The organism is Vibrio sp. QJM3NY_39 (genome assembly GCF_057785895.1).
This window is the reverse complement of record NZ_CM173505.1, coordinates 3397807-3412011: the sequence shown is the minus strand read 5'-3', so window position 1 is coordinate 3412011 and position 14205 is coordinate 3397807. Positions and strand designations below refer to the sequence as shown.

The 14205-nt window shown below is 43.6% G+C and carries 13 protein-coding genes; 7 read left to right on the top strand and 6 right to left on the bottom strand.

All coding sequences use genetic code 11. The features are described 5' to 3' along the window. Positions 1-96 precede the first annotated feature (96 nt). Positions 97-1038 carry an ADP-glyceromanno-heptose 6-epimerase gene (gene rfaD, locus AC3CHU_RS15155; RefSeq protein WP_488524849.1) on the bottom strand — a complete coding sequence of 314 codons (942 nt, stop codon included), beginning with the start codon at positions 1036-1038 and terminating at the stop codon, positions 97-99. 152 nt (positions 1039-1190) lie between these two features. Here rfaD and AC3CHU_RS15150 point away from each other — a divergent pair, with 152 nt between their 5' ends. Then, positions 1191-2354 (top strand): nucleotide sugar dehydrogenase, encoded by a 1164-nt coding sequence (locus AC3CHU_RS15150; protein WP_488524848.1) that lies wholly within the window; start codon positions 1191-1193, stop codon positions 2352-2354. Positions 2355-2478: 124 nt separating this feature from the next. Then, entirely contained in the window at positions 2479-3117 is a 639-nt protein-coding gene (locus tag AC3CHU_RS15145) for a TetR/AcrR family transcriptional regulator (protein WP_017074434.1), read from the top strand. Between the two features lie 138 nt (positions 3118-3255). Here the strand turns inward: AC3CHU_RS15145 and AC3CHU_RS15140 are convergent, their stop codons facing one another. From AC3CHU_RS15140 to AC3CHU_RS15120, 5 genes are all read right to left on the bottom strand, one after another. After that, the gene (locus AC3CHU_RS15140) at positions 3256-4407 is read right to left on the bottom strand and encodes a murein hydrolase activator EnvC family protein (protein ID WP_488524847.1); all 1152 of its coding nucleotides are present in this window, start codon (positions 4405-4407) and stop codon (positions 3256-3258) included. A gap of 62 nt (positions 4408-4469) precedes the next feature. Next, positions 4470-5291, bottom strand: coding sequence for a serine O-acetyltransferase (cysE, locus tag AC3CHU_RS15135; RefSeq protein WP_009847961.1), 822 nt, complete (start codon positions 5289-5291; stop codon positions 4470-4472). A gap of 151 nt (positions 5292-5442) precedes the next feature. After that, positions 5443-6498, bottom strand: a complete 1056-nt coding sequence (gene gpsA, locus AC3CHU_RS15130) for an NAD(P)H-dependent glycerol-3-phosphate dehydrogenase (RefSeq protein WP_488524846.1) — start codon at positions 6496-6498, stop codon at positions 5443-5445. Between the two features lie 312 nt (positions 6499-6810). Continuing rightward, entirely contained in the window at positions 6811-7287 is a 477-nt protein-coding gene (gene secB / locus AC3CHU_RS15125; RefSeq protein ID WP_017074437.1) for a protein-export chaperone SecB, read from the bottom strand. Between the two features lie 107 nt (positions 7288-7394). Continuing rightward, positions 7395-7829, bottom strand: a complete 435-nt coding sequence (locus AC3CHU_RS15120) for a rhodanese-like domain-containing protein (protein ID WP_479280223.1) — start codon at positions 7827-7829, stop codon at positions 7395-7397. Between the two features lie 262 nt (positions 7830-8091). Here AC3CHU_RS15120 and AC3CHU_RS15115 point away from each other — a divergent pair, with 262 nt between their 5' ends. The 5 genes from AC3CHU_RS15115 to AC3CHU_RS15095 all read left to right on the top strand — a co-directional run bounded on the left by AC3CHU_RS15115 (position 8092) and on the right by AC3CHU_RS15095 (position 14085). Then, a complete protein-coding gene (locus AC3CHU_RS15115) occupies positions 8092-8337 on the top strand; it encodes a hypothetical protein (protein ID WP_016784037.1) in 246 nt (81 codons plus the stop codon). Positions 8338-8476: 139 nt separating this feature from the next. Further along, complete coding sequence (locus AC3CHU_RS15110; protein ID WP_488524845.1) at positions 8477-9181, top strand: YjbF family lipoprotein; 705 nt, start codon at positions 8477-8479, stop codon at positions 9179-9181. 21 nt (positions 9182-9202) lie between these two features. Next, positions 9203-10126: a capsule biosynthesis GfcC family protein gene (locus AC3CHU_RS15105; RefSeq protein ID WP_488524844.1), complete on the top strand. Its 924-nt coding sequence runs from the start codon at positions 9203-9205 to the stop codon at positions 10124-10126. Further along, positions 10126-12393 carry a YjbH domain-containing protein gene (locus AC3CHU_RS15100; protein ID WP_488524843.1) on the top strand — a complete coding sequence of 756 codons (2268 nt, stop codon included), beginning with the start codon at positions 10126-10128 and terminating at the stop codon, positions 12391-12393. The genes AC3CHU_RS15105 and AC3CHU_RS15100 overlap by 1 nt, the downstream gene beginning before the upstream one ends. Positions 12394-12948: 555 nt before the next feature. Beyond that, positions 12949-14085, top strand: coding sequence for a polysaccharide export protein (locus tag AC3CHU_RS15095; RefSeq protein ID WP_488524842.1), 1137 nt, complete (start codon positions 12949-12951; stop codon positions 14083-14085). Positions 14086-14205 lie beyond the last annotated feature (120 nt).

Sequence of the window (14205 nt, the reverse complement as noted above, 5' to 3'; positions counted from 1 at the left end):
CACTCGAGGAATGATTATGCTTGCTAGGTTGTCCAATAGTGCACCTCAAAAAGTAGGGTGCATTATTAGTCTTAATTTGAAATATAAAGCTTACAGCTATGCGTTGACGAGTTTCATGTACTCAGCGACGCCATCGGCTACTGTCCTAAACTCGATATCGCAACCTGTATTGCGAAGCTTAGTTAAGTCAGCTTGAGTGAATTCTTGGTAAGCACCTTTCAAATGCTCAGGGAAAGGTATGGTTTCGATTTCGCCTTTGCCATGGTGCTTGATTACGGCTTTTGCGACTTCTTCAAAAGACTCTGCGTTACCAGTACCTAGGTTGAAAATACCTGAGACACCATTTTCTAAGAACCATAGGTTTACTGCTGCAACATCGCCGACATACACAAAATCACGCTGGAATGTTTCGCTACCTGCGAACAGTTTCGGATTCTCACCGGCATTCATTTGATTGTTTAGGTGGAAAGCAACAGAGGCCATGCTGCCTTTGTGATCTTCACGTGGACCGTAAACATTGAAGTAACGGAAACCAGTAATTTGAGGTAACGTCTCATTATGCGCTACAGCATCCGCAGTTAGGCGGCGAACATAGTTATCAAATTGTTGTTTAGAGTAACCGTAGACATTTAATGCGCCTTCATACTCTTTTTCTTCGATAAAAGTTTCTGTCTCACCATAAGTTGCAGCTGAAGAGGCATATAGGAAGGGGATTTCACGCTCAACACAGTAATGAAGTAGTTCTTTTGAATATTCATAGTTGTTGAGCATCATGTATTTGCCATCCCACTCAGTGGTAGCAGAGCACGCACCTTCATGGAAAACAGCTTCAATAGGGCCGAAATCATCACCAGCCATAACCTGAGTTAGAAAGTCATCACGATCCATGTAATCCGTGATGTCAAGGTCTACAAGGTTCTTAAATTTCTTACCATCTTTTAAGTTGTCGACGACTAGGATATCGTTGTGGCCCGCTTCATTAAGCGACTTAACAATATTGCTGCCAATCATGCCAGCACCACCAGTTACGATAATCATAATTTTCTAACTCTTTTGAATACAAAACGATTATAAGTATAGCAAGGAATGGATAAGGCGGGCTAGTGGAATAATTCTTCAACCAGAGTATGATATGACCAGTTTAACTATGAATTAATTTGAGTAAATAGCTCAAACCAATAGGTATTATTATGAAAATTGCAGTAGCTGGGACTGGCTATGTTGGTTTATCAAATGCGATGTTATTGGCACAAAACCATGAAGTCGTAGCTGTCGATATTATTGAAGAAAAAGTTGCAATGCTTAATAAAAAGCAATCTCCAATTGTTGATCGAGAGATTGAACACTTTTTATCAAATAAGACGCTTAACTTTAGAGCAACAACAGACAAAGCAGCATACAAAGATGCTGAGTTCGTTATCATTGCAACACCTACTGATTATGATCCTAAAAATAACTACTTCAACACTTCCTCTGTTGAATCTGTTATCAAAGACGTTATGAAAATGAACCCAGATGCTGTAATGGTAATCAAATCAACGGTTCCTGTAGGTTACACCGCGCAGATAAGAGAAGATCTAGGTTGCGAAAACGTTATGTTTTCACCAGAGTTTTTACGTGAAGGTAAAGCTCTGTATGACAACCTACACCCATCACGTATTATCGTGGGTGAGTGTTCTGAACGCGCTAAAGTGTTTGCGAATCTACTGGTTGAAGGCGCAGAAAAAGAGAATATCGACGTACTGTTTACTCACTCCACAGAAGCAGAAGCAGTCAAGCTCTTTTCGAATACCTATCTGGCGATGCGTGTTTCTTATTTCAATGAGCTCGATTCTTACGCCGAAGCGCATGGTTTGGATTCTCGTCAGATCATCGAAGGTGTGGGTTTAGACCCTCGTATTGGTAATCACTACAACAACCCTTCATTTGGTTACGGTGGCTACTGCTTACCGAAAGACACCAAACAACTGTTGGCGAATTACGAAGATGTACCTAACAACATTGTGGGTGCTATTGTCGATGCTAACCGCACCCGCAAAGACTTCATTGCCGATTCTATTATTAAGCGCTCGCCTAAAATTGTAGGTATTTATCGCTTGATCATGAAGGCCGGTTCAGACAACTTCCGTGCGTCGTCGATTCAAGGGATTATGAAGCGTTTGAAAGCTAAAGGCATAGAAGTGGTCGTGTTCGAACCCGTGTTGGAAGAAGAGCATTTCTTTAACTCGAAGGTTTATTCTGATCTCGAAGAGTTCAAAGCCGTATCGGATGTGATTGTATCCAACAGAATGGTAGAAGAGATCGCAGACGTTGCAGATAAGGTTTACACACGAGACCTGTTTGGCAGTGATTGATTCCAGCAGCGATTGATTCCTATCTATTTTAGCTAATGCTAATTAGACCAGATGTTAACAGCTCGATCTATCCGTTTAGTGGGGATATACTGAACCACTAAACGGATAGGGATACTTATTACCAATGAAAACACGTGACAAGATTGTTTATGCTGCTCTAGAGCTTTTTAATGAGCATGGCGAGCGTAGTATTACGACCAATCATATTGCTGAGCATATCGAGATTAGCCCTGGTAACCTCTACTACCACTTCCGCAACAAACAAGAAATTGTCCGTGATATCTTTACTCTCTATTCGACAGAGTTGCTTGAAAGGTTCACACCGATTCAAGGGCAACAAGAAAGTCTGACGCTACTAAAGAGCTACTTAGATTCTATCTTCACGCTGATGTGGAAGTACCGATTCTTCTATGCGAACCTACCTGAAATATTGTCTCGTGATGAAAAGCTCCATCTTGATTACATGGCAGTTCAAGAAAAACTGCAAACTAATCTTGTGGGTATCATGAGAGCCTTCGTTGAGTTGAACTTGCTCAAAGCAACAGATGCAGAAATGAAGTCGATGGTTACGTCTCTTCACTTGATTGCATCGGGCTGGTTGGCATATCAGTCTGCAATGTCTCCAAAAGCTCAAATTACTGAGCAAGTGGTCCATCAAGGAATGCTACAGATGATAGCGACCGTCAAACCGATTGCAACAACACAAGGCTTCGAGCAACTGACATTATTGGAAGATGGTGTAAGGGCTTTGAATTCGAAGTAGAAAGAGATGAGTGAGCGAAAAGGGGATTTGAAGAGCGGGCAAGAGCTGACTTGAGTAGCTAGGTAGCTAGATAGCGGTAATGAAGTTCTCTTCAATTCCTAAATCGGCTCTAAATTTTTTCGCATCCCGTATCTGCTTTTACCTAACCAACCAACTCTTCGGGTTCTGAGCTTGGCTGTTTCTACGAATCTCAAAGTACAGTGATGGACGAGTTTGGCCGCCAGTGTTACCAGCAAGTGCAATCGCTTCACCCGCTTTAACTTTGTCACCTTCTTTCTTTAAAAGCGCTTGGTTAAAGCCATAGAGCGTCATATCGCCTTTGCCATGGTCAAGCAGTACTACTAAGCCATAACCACGCAGATATTCAGCGAATACCACTGTTCCTGAATAAACCGATTTAACTTGCTGACCGTATTTAGCGTTGATCACCATGCCTTTCCAGTTTACTTGGCCGGTTTGGCGCGAACCGTAGTTATGTAGAACTTTATCTTTGATTGGCCAAGGTAGTTTACCTTTACGTTTGGCTAACCCATCCATAGGGACGGCATTACGTCGTTCTCGTGCCGCTTTCTCTGCTTTCGCTATTTCAGCTTTCAGGCGAGTTTCATTTCGCTGAAGCTCTGCCAAATAGTTCTTGTCACCTGAGATGTTTTTCTTAATGCTGCCAACCGTTTGTTTACGCTGCGTTTGAGTCTGAGATAGCTTGTCGCGTTTTGAGGTTTGTTGTTTTAACAGCATTGCTATTTGTTCTTGCTCAAGTTGGCGCTGTTTGTGGCTTTCTTCTAATTCAAGCTGCGTTCGTTCAAGCGTTTTGATTGTTGCCGAGCGCGCATTGGCAAGGTGTTGGTAGTAGTGGCTAATGCGATCTTCTTCTACTCCAGTATTGAGAATGTGAGAAGAGGCTTTAGCTCGGCTTGTCATGTAGTAAGTTTGAATGAGCTGTTCTAACTTGTCTGTCTGAATTTTTTTTTGTGCTGTGAGTGCTTCTATCTTGGTACTTAAGTTCGCAATATTAGCATTCGCAGTATTGAGTTGCTTTTTACTGTCTAGAATCGCTTTTTCAAGCGAAGCGATGGAGAGCTCTTGTTTCTTGAGGTTTGCCTGTAGGTTATCGAGTTTTTTCTGCTGTGAGGAGAGGTTTTTTTGTTGGCGAGATATTTCGCTCGATACGCCTTTTAGTTCCCCTTGAGAGGCGGCAAATAACGATGTAGATAACAGAGCAGCGCAAAGGCTGGCAGATATCAGAATAGTCCGGCTAATGGCTCGAATTTGTTTCATCATTATCGTCATTTAGTTGTATTCATCTGCTCTTAATTTTTCGAATTTTGCTGAATCGAATCCCGCATCTGCTCTTAAATGCCATCACCATGGATGAAGTTTTGTGAGCGACCATTGAAGCCTTGATCCATATCCAAAGACGGCTTGTCAGTTTTTGGTTTGCCGACAATTTTTGCTGGCACACCTGCCACTGTAGTATGAGGCGGTACGGCTTGTAGAACCACAGAGCAAGAACCAATTTTAGCCCCTTCACCAACTTCGATGTTGCCAAGAATTTTAGCGCCGGCACCGATCATTACACCTTCTCGGATTTTAGGATGACGATCGCCACCTTCTTTACCCGTACCACCCAAGGTAACGTCTTGAAGGATCGATACATCATTTTCAACGACAGCGGTTTCACCAATCACAATGCCTGTGGCGTGGTCGAGCATGATCGCTTTACCGATGCGAGCTGCTGGGTGAATATCAACTTGGCAAGCAACTGAAATTTGGTTTTGTAGGTAAGTGGCAAGTGCAATTCGCCCTTGCTTCCATAGCCAATTCGCCACTCGGTAACCTTGCAGAGCGTGGTAGCCTTTCAGATAAAGCAGAGGCATCGAGTACATCTCGACCGCAGGATCTCGATTTACCGTCGCGCAAATATCACAAGCGGCAGCATCAATAATCGATTGGTCCTGCTTAAATGCTTGTTCAACCACTTCACGCACTGCCATTGCTGGCATTGAAGCTGTTTTAAGCTTGTTTGCCAGAATGTAGCTGAGTGCAGCCCCCAAGCTTTCATGGTTGATAATCGTGGCATGATAAAAACTCGCAAGCATAGGTTCTTGCTCCGACTGCTGTCGAGCTTCCTTCACAATGCATTGCCAAACTTTTTGTTGTTCACAGTGTTTCATTTTACCATCCATTATTTTTTAAGGGGCAGAGACGAGTGAGTTTAGAAGAGCCGATTAGAGTAGCGAGTAATGAAAAGCATTTTTCGTCGAACTTTGAATGTGCTCTTCATCTTTTCGAATCTCGCTTACTCGAATCTCTTTACTGCTCTTACTATCTTTCTGACTTCTTGTCTCGTGCAAGTAGATCTTGCGCCGCCAGGTGTGCATCTTTCCCTTGATACAACACTTGATAAATTTGTTCAACAATTGGCATCTCAACGCCCATGCGTTCTGATAATAACCAAACTTCTTTGGTGTTGCGATAACCTTCAACGACTTGGCCAATTTCTTCTTGTGCGGTATCCACATCTTTGCCTGCGCCAAGTGCCAAACCAAAGCGACGGTTACGTGATTGGTTATCAGTACAGGTTAGCACTAGGTCGCCTAGTCCTGCCATGCCCATGAAGGTTTCTGGTTGCGCGCCAAGAGCTGCGCCCAATCGACTCATTTCCGCTAAACCGCGCGTGATAAGTGCGGTACGTGCATTGGCACCAAAGCCAATACCATCTGACATGCCTGCGCCAATTGCGATAACATTTTTAACCGCGCCACCCAGTTGCATGCCGATGAAATCAGAGTTTGCGTATACGCGGAATGTTTTGCCGCAATGAATCTTCTCTTGTAGCTCTTCTAGGAAAACTTCGTCAGGTGAAGCGACAGAGATAGCCGTTGGCATACCCATCGCTAACTCTTTGGCGAAGGTGGGGCCTGATAGAACCGCTAACGAGTAGCCATCACCAAGCACATCGTGCGCGACATCTTTAAGTAGGCGGCCTGTTTCTGGCTCTAAACCTTTGGTTGCCCAACAAATACGAGAGTTTGTCGTTAAGTGAGGTTTTAGGCTATTTAGAACGATACCAAACACGTGGCTAGGAACAACAACAAGAAGGTCACGGCTTGCTGTTACCGCTTTCTCAAGGTCTGATTCGATAATGAGACTTTCAGGAAAGTCGATATTCGGCAGAAACTCATTATTCGCACGCTCAGATTCAAGGCGAGCCATATGAATCGGATCATGCCCCCAAAGAACAACGTTTGCACCGTTACGCGCTAGAGAGATCGCTAAAGATGTCCCATAAGAACCTGCGCCTACCACTGTCATCGCAATGTCTTTACCGTAAGCGCTGTCTTTACCGTAAGCGTCTGTCGGGCGAGTTGTTTCTGTCATGCTTCCACCTAAAAATAATGAGGGAAATCGAAGAGTTCTGGAGAAGTTCTCTATAAAAGAAAGAGGTCTTTACCAAAAGATAGTGCTCTCTACCAAATAAAGGCGCTCTCTACTAAATAACAACGCTCTCCGCTAAAAGAAAACGCTCTTCACTAAAAGAATATACAAAAAATGCACACCGCAGAAGCTGCGATGTGCATTTAAAACTAACTATTTAATAAAAGCCAAGCTTCTAATCAAAACCAATCTTCTAATAAACTAAGAGTTTATAAGGACCATTGGCTAACTAAGCGTTAAGTTCTACTTAGAAACTTAAGCTTGCTCGCCTTCAGTTTGTTCTGCTTGTTGAGCTTGGTTTTGTAGGTAGTTCATGAACAAAGCATCAAAGTTTACTGGCGCTAGGTTCAGTTGTGGGAACGTACCTTTAACCACTAGGCTAGAAATCGTTTCACGAGCGTATGGGAATAAGATGTTAGGGCAGAAAGCACCTAAGCAATGTGCCAGTTGACCAGCTTCCATTTCGCTTGCAGAGAAGATACCACCTTGTTGAACTTCACAAAGGAATGCTGTGTCATCTGCGTTCTTAACCGTAACGGTTAGACGTAGAATTACTTCGAACACGCCTTCGCCAAGTTCACGGCTTTGAGTGTCTAGGTCCAGTTTTACATCTGGGTTCCACTCTTTTTGAAACATGTCTGGAGAGTTTGGCGCTTCAAAAGATACGTCTTTTAGGAAGATACGTTGAATTGAGAAGTTTTGTTGTGCGTCTTGTTGTGCTGCTTCAGCCATTTTCTTGTCCTTAAAAATTTATAATTAGGTTTTGTTCGTCATATCTGCCGAACAAAACCTTAAAGTCATATTCGTGTAATTAGGTCAGCTTACTTCTTGCCTTTAGTCTATTTTTTACCTTTAACCAAAGGAAGGTTTGCTTCGCTCCAAGCCACTAAGCCACTTTTCAGTACGCTTACGTTTTCGAAACCTGCTTTAACCAGTAGGTTAGCGCTTTCTTGAGCTGTCTGACCTGTCTTGCATACTACGATGATTGGGTCTGCTTTATGACTTTCAAGGCTACCAAAGCTATTTGCTTTGATATCTGACGGCAAAATGTGAAGTGCGTCAGTAATGTGGCCTTTTTTGAATTCATCCTTTGTACGAATATCCACCACAATGCCGTTTTCACGGTTAATCAGATGTGTGGTTTGTGCTGCCGTGATCTCTTTGTAGGCTGCGTTTGATGTCTTGATAACGTTCGCAATGATGGCAACAACCAAGCCGATCCATACGATGGCTAAAATCATATTCTCTTGAACAAATGGAACTAACTCTTGCATATCTTGAACTCTTATTCGTTATTGGGCGAAAAACTATAGGTCAGGAGTATAGCGAGAAAGGATAGGAGAATACAGAGGAAGGGTGCTGTGGCGCAAAAAGCGTTACCTCAAGAAGGATTTATAAGGTATTGCTTATGATTTACTCATTTACTTGATTGTGGTTATTATCTATGATGATCAATCAGTTGTTTAAGCTGAGCAACTGATTGAGGGTGTTAAAATCATCTTCTACATATAAACGTTTATATCAATGGAAATCATTATGAAAAAGATGGCTCTAGCAGCTGCATTAGCAGTTAGCTTCTCAGGTGCTGCGTTTGCAGCTGAAACTACAGCAGCGGCGGGTACTGGTTCAGGTACTGGTACAGCAGCAGGCGCAGGTGCATCTGCAGCAGCAGCTGGCACAGCAACAACAGTTGCAGTAGCGACAGCAGCAGTAGCGGCAGCAGCAGCAGTAGCGGTTGCTTCTAACGAAAGCGGTGCAACAACTACAACAACTACTCGATAATTTTTGAGTAATACATGTTTTAGTTAACGTATGTTTAAAACCATTTTATGTGAAAGCATAAAGTGGTTTTTTTATATCTAATTGATTAATTTTCCATATTGGACAGCAGCAACCAGATTGCTAGGAAGCAGAACTCGTCATGCTTAAACCTCTAATCATATCTCTTGGCCTTTTTCTTGCTGGTTGTTCTCAGCAGTTTCAAGATGTTAATTCCACTTTTGATGAAGCCTTTTTTGGAAGCTCCGATGTTGAGCTATCAAAGGAATACATTCAGAACTTACCTTATTCCAGCATTTATGCAGAAGTGAATGACCAAGGTAAAATCTTCATGGTCTTAGCGTACGTCGGTGAAAACCCGCAAACGGGCGCAGAGCAGTTAAAGTGGATGTCTTCTGACAAAGCGATGATCGTCACTGAAAATGGACGTATCGTACAAACCTTGCTGCTTCCTTACGAAAACCTTTCTGGTTTGGCATTCCAACCGTTAAATACTTTCTCGTCTGCAAACAGCTCGTCAGCAGACTCTTCTTCTGCATTTGATGTGTCAGCTAACCCCGGAGCCCAAAAGTGGCAAGCGGTTTACGATTGGCAACCCAACTATCGATTTGGCTACAAAGCGAATATCACCCGAACGTATGCAGGGAATCAAACGGTAGAAACACCGTTAGCGTCTATAGATACCAAGAAGTTTCAAGAAAAAATTTACTTCCCAATGTTAGAGCAAGACATCACCAACGAGTATTGGGTCGACAGCAAAGGCAAAGTGGTCAAAACCATACAGTATTTAGGCCCTGATATGACAAGGCTTGAGTTAACCGTCCTTAAGCATTATCAAAGCAATTAACGAACAGGGTAATGAACTAAAATGATGAATTATATTAGTCACGCATCAAAAATGACGGGACGTCGGTTGCCATTGGTGAGAACTTTATTAACGGTGAGACCTACGTTAACGATGAGTGCGCTGTTATCTCTGTGTACTTTTAGCTACGCTTCTGCGGCATCTAACGTTGTTACGCCTTCGATTAAAACTATAATTGAGCTTCCTCTTCAAGGTGTGACGCTTGAGTATCAAACTAACGTTCGTCTGCTTCGTGTATTAGACGACGTAAACGCGAATGCGAGCTCTAACGCTAACGGTACTATTGGTTACTTCCCCCTTTCGGCTCAACTGTTTGATAAAACCAATACTGAGGTTACTAAAGCTACTGAAGTTAACGAATCTAACAAAGATATCGAAGCCAAAAAGCGCAATGTATTGAACCAACTTGATGCTTTCTCGGTAGAAGAACCAGAAGCAAAACTGGTAAAGCAACAATTAGCTTCTTTCCAGTATCTCAATCGAGTTTTTATTGAGTTAGACCGCAATGCAATTATCTCGCAATCAGATAAGAACCCACTGCTTGTTTCAAGTTCTCATACTAACAAGCTGTCAGCCAGTCAAACTCAAGCCTTTTCTCTGTACTTACCACAACGACCAACGTCAATTCAGTTGATGGGTGCAATGAAAGAGTCGGTAACAATGAATCTGATTGAGCATGGCACGTTGAATGACTATCTCGATGCATTACCGAACGGCTTTATTGGTGAATCTGCAGATAAAAGTGTGGCGTATGTTGTTCAACCAGATGGCGTGGTGCAAACCATTCAATATGCGTACTGGAACGAACAGCCGGTTTACTTAGCGCCAGGTGCTATCGTATTTATGGCGTTTTACTCTTTGCCATCGGAATACTCAACGTTGAACCAAGATATCGTCGATTTGCTACGTCATAAGGTTGGCCTGTAATGCTGAAACAGAAATCATTCCCTCTATCGACAGTGTGCACAGCGGTTACCTGCGCTTTGTTAATAACGAACAGCACTTCTGTTTTTGCAGAGACAACCATTGATTCTTCTTCGATTCGAGCAGAAAAATCATCATTCGACGACACAGAATACAGAACATCGCAAATGAACTTTGGTGGTGTCGGCTTAATGCAAATGCCGACAGGCCGAATGGCACCAGAAGGTGAGTTCAACTTTAGTGCTTCGTTTAACAACGAGTACTACTTTTATAACGTGAGCCTACAGGTGATGCCTTGGCTTGAAACCACCATTCGTTATACACAAGTACAAGATCTGCTTTATAGCGGAGGTGCAGACCAAGATTGCTCTCAAAACTCATTCAGTGGTTGTACTAAATACACAGATAAAGGTATCGACTTTAAACTACGTTTAATCGAAGAAGGGTATTACTTACCTGAAGTATCGGTCGGTGTGCGTGACTTTGGTGGTACCGGTTTATTTGATGGCGAATTTGTTGCGGCCACCAAACGCTTTGGCCCTGTTGATTTCACTTTGGGCATGGCTTGGGGATACATGGGCACCAGTGGCAACTTCACTAACCCACTGTGTAAAGCCAGTGACAAGTATTGTGAACGCCCGTCTGACTATAAAGGTAATGGCGGCAGTGTCGATTTTGATCGTTGGTTTAAAGGCGATGCTGCAATTTATGGCGGCTTTGAATACCAAACCCCTTATAAGCCTCTAACCTTAAAGCTTGAATACGAGGGCAACGATTACTCTCAAGACTTCCCAGTAGTACGTGGTGGTGTCGACATGACACAACATACGCCATGGAACGTGGGTGCTGTGTACCGTTTCACCGATTGGGGCTCAGCAAAAGTGAGCTATGAGCGAGGCGACACTTTAACTATTGGCTTTGATCTCTCGACTAACTTCAATGAAATGTATTCTGTGTGGCGAGATGCTGAAACAGCAGAATTGCGCCCAAGCGATGTCGAGACGGTTGACGATATTGACATGGCTGCCCTCGCGGAAGAGCTTGAAACGATCGCTGGCTATGAACAAGCACAAATATTGGTCGACGATAACAGTATTGTGGTTAAGGGTACTCAGGTTAAGTACCGAGACAGAGACATCGCCCTTGAGCGCGGTGCGACTGTGATTGCCAACGCGGTACCAAGTTACATCGACACCTACAAAATCATTGAAAACGATAAATCGTTGGAACTCACCGAGACAACGGTAGATGCCCAAGCGTTCAAAGCGGCAGCTAACAATAGTTATCTTAATGCTCAAACCAGTGATGCAACCGATACTCACGAATTAGAGCGCAAGAAATCCGTGATTTATCATGATGGACGTGAACGATTCGATGTGTCGATTTCACCAAACCTAGCTCAATCGTTCGGTTCGGCTGAAAACTTCTACTTATACAGTTTGGGCTTATATACCAACGCTTCGTTTTGGGCGTTAAACAATGTCGAACTGTCGGGTTCTCTTTACGTTAACTTAATTGACAACTACGACAAGTTTAATTATGAAATCCCATCAGACGGCACTGACCAAACGCCAAGAGTAAGAACCTTGTTTCGCTCTTATGTTGATGATCCGGTTCGTTTAGACCGTTTACAACTGACGTGGTTTGAAGATTATGGCAGTGGTATCTATACCCAAGCCTACGGTGGTTATCTAGAGAGCATGTTCGCGGGTGTGGGGGGCGAAATCCTTTATCGCCCATTTAACCAAAACTGGGCAATTGGCGCAGACATGACAGCAATAAGCCAGCGAGATCCTGAAAGCTGGTTTGGTACGTTTGATGAAGAGATCCAAGTCAATCCAGACGACAGCAGCCGAACGTACAAAGTGATCGATAAAGGCACGACTGGCTTCATCACCGGTTACTACACCCCACAATGGGGCTTCTTGAGCGATACCTTGCTTAAAGTCGGCGTTGGTAAATTCCTTGCAGGTGATATTGGTACTCGTGTCGATTTTTCTAAGCAGTTCAAGAGCGGCGTGATTGCCGGTGCGTTTGTTAGCTTAACCGACATGACAACCGAAGAGTACGGTGAAGGCAGCTACACCAAAGGCTTCTATGTATCGATTCCGTTTGATCTTGTTACCGTGAAACCAAGCTCAAGCCGCGCAGGCTTTACCTGGTTACCGATCACGCGTGACGGCGGGCAAGTGCTGAATAAGCAATACAACTTGTTCGATCAAACCGATGCTCGCTCACCTTGGTTCCAAAGACCAAGCAGCGTTAAGTAGAATGAAAAGCAGATACGGGTAACGAGTAAGCGTGTATCGAAGAGCGGGGGAAGAGCAGTATCGAGATTCGAGATTTGAACCTGCTCTTAGCTCTTCGTTTACTCGTATCTCGCTACTCTCATCTGCTCTTGCGCTCTTGCGCTCTTGCGCTCTTGCGCTCTTGCGCTCTTGCGCTCTTGCGCTCTTGCGCTCTTCGCATCTCGTTCACTCGAACCCCGAATCTGCTCTTTAACCATTCAACTAGGTTGATAATAACCACAGTTTGTGGATAATGCTTACGGATTAAACTAACCGTATACAAGCATACTTTTTGCTACATTTTAGATAAAATACTCCTAATCAAATCCAGGAGCTACATAACTACGCAGTGTGATGTCGCGGAATATCAAGGGGCGGTAGCGTTCCTATCTTTGATATTGAATGGGAGTGATATCACAGTAATACCCCTCATTAACTCTATTAAGTGCAGCGTAGCTGATAAAATGACTCGCTTAACTTCCTTTGGGTATCCTTCGGGGTATCACGACACATTCCGTTTCTATGAACTTGGTTAACATGAAGATTAATAAACATCGTCTCCTTATAGCGCTCCTTCCTGCATTGCTTGCAGGGTGTACGACTCCAGGAACACACCTTACGACTGGCAACAAGAATGTGATTCAGCCTTCAGAGGAACAGCAAGAATCTGATATCTCTGATGTGGTTAACCTTTACCCACTGACAGCGCAATCAGTATCGAGTTACCGAAGCGAATCTTTATCGGTTTCCCAAGCTAACCCGACGCTAGATGTTGATATTGCAAAGTATGAATACCAAGTGGGTGTCGGTGACATCTTAAACATCACCATTTGGGATCACCCCGAACTGACGATTCCGGCGGGCTCTTATCGTAGTAGTACTGAAGCGGGTAACTGGGTTCATGCTGACGGTACCATCTTCTATCCATACATTGGTACTGTTGAAGTAGCAGGTAAAACCGTACGCGAAATTCGTTCTGATATAGCGGCACGTTTGGCGAAATACATCGAAAGCCCTCAGGTTGATGTTAACGTCGCCGCTTTCCGCTCTAAGAAAACTTATATTACTGGCGAAGTGTCTAAACCGGGCCAGCAAGCCATCACCAATATCCCATTAACGTTACTGGATGCCGTGAACCGTTCGGGCGGTTTGTCTGAAGATGCTGATTGGCGTAATGTTTCATTAACGCGTAATGGCGTAGAAGAAAACCTCTCACTTTACGGCTTAATGCAGCGTGGTGATCTAACCCAAAACCGCTTATTGCAAGCCGGTGACATTGTTCACGTGCCGCGTAATGATAAGCAGAAAGTGTTCGTGATGGGTGAAGTTAAAGAACCGAAGCTCTTGAAGATCGATAGAGTAGGGATGAGCCTGACGGAAGCGCTCAGTAATGTTGGTGGTATCAACGAACTCACTGCCGATGCAACCGGTGTGTTTGTAATCCGAACTTCAGATGATAAATCAGAGCGTATGGCAGATATCTACCAACTCAATATAGAAGATGCATCAGCATTGGTGATTGGCACCGAGTTTGATTTAAAACCTTACGACATTGTTTATGTTACCGCTGCGCCAATCAGCCGTTGGAACCGTGTTGTGGGGCAGTTGCTTCCAACCATCAACGGATTTAATAATTTAACCGAAGGTGCGTTACGTGTTCGTAATTGGCCTTAGGCTAAAATAGAACAGTAATCAGGTCGCACTTCACATGTGGCCTGATTTTTTATGTTTAGAAGCGCATTTGGTTTATGAAGTGCATTCGGTTTATAGGTACGTTCAGCTTATAAGCCCATT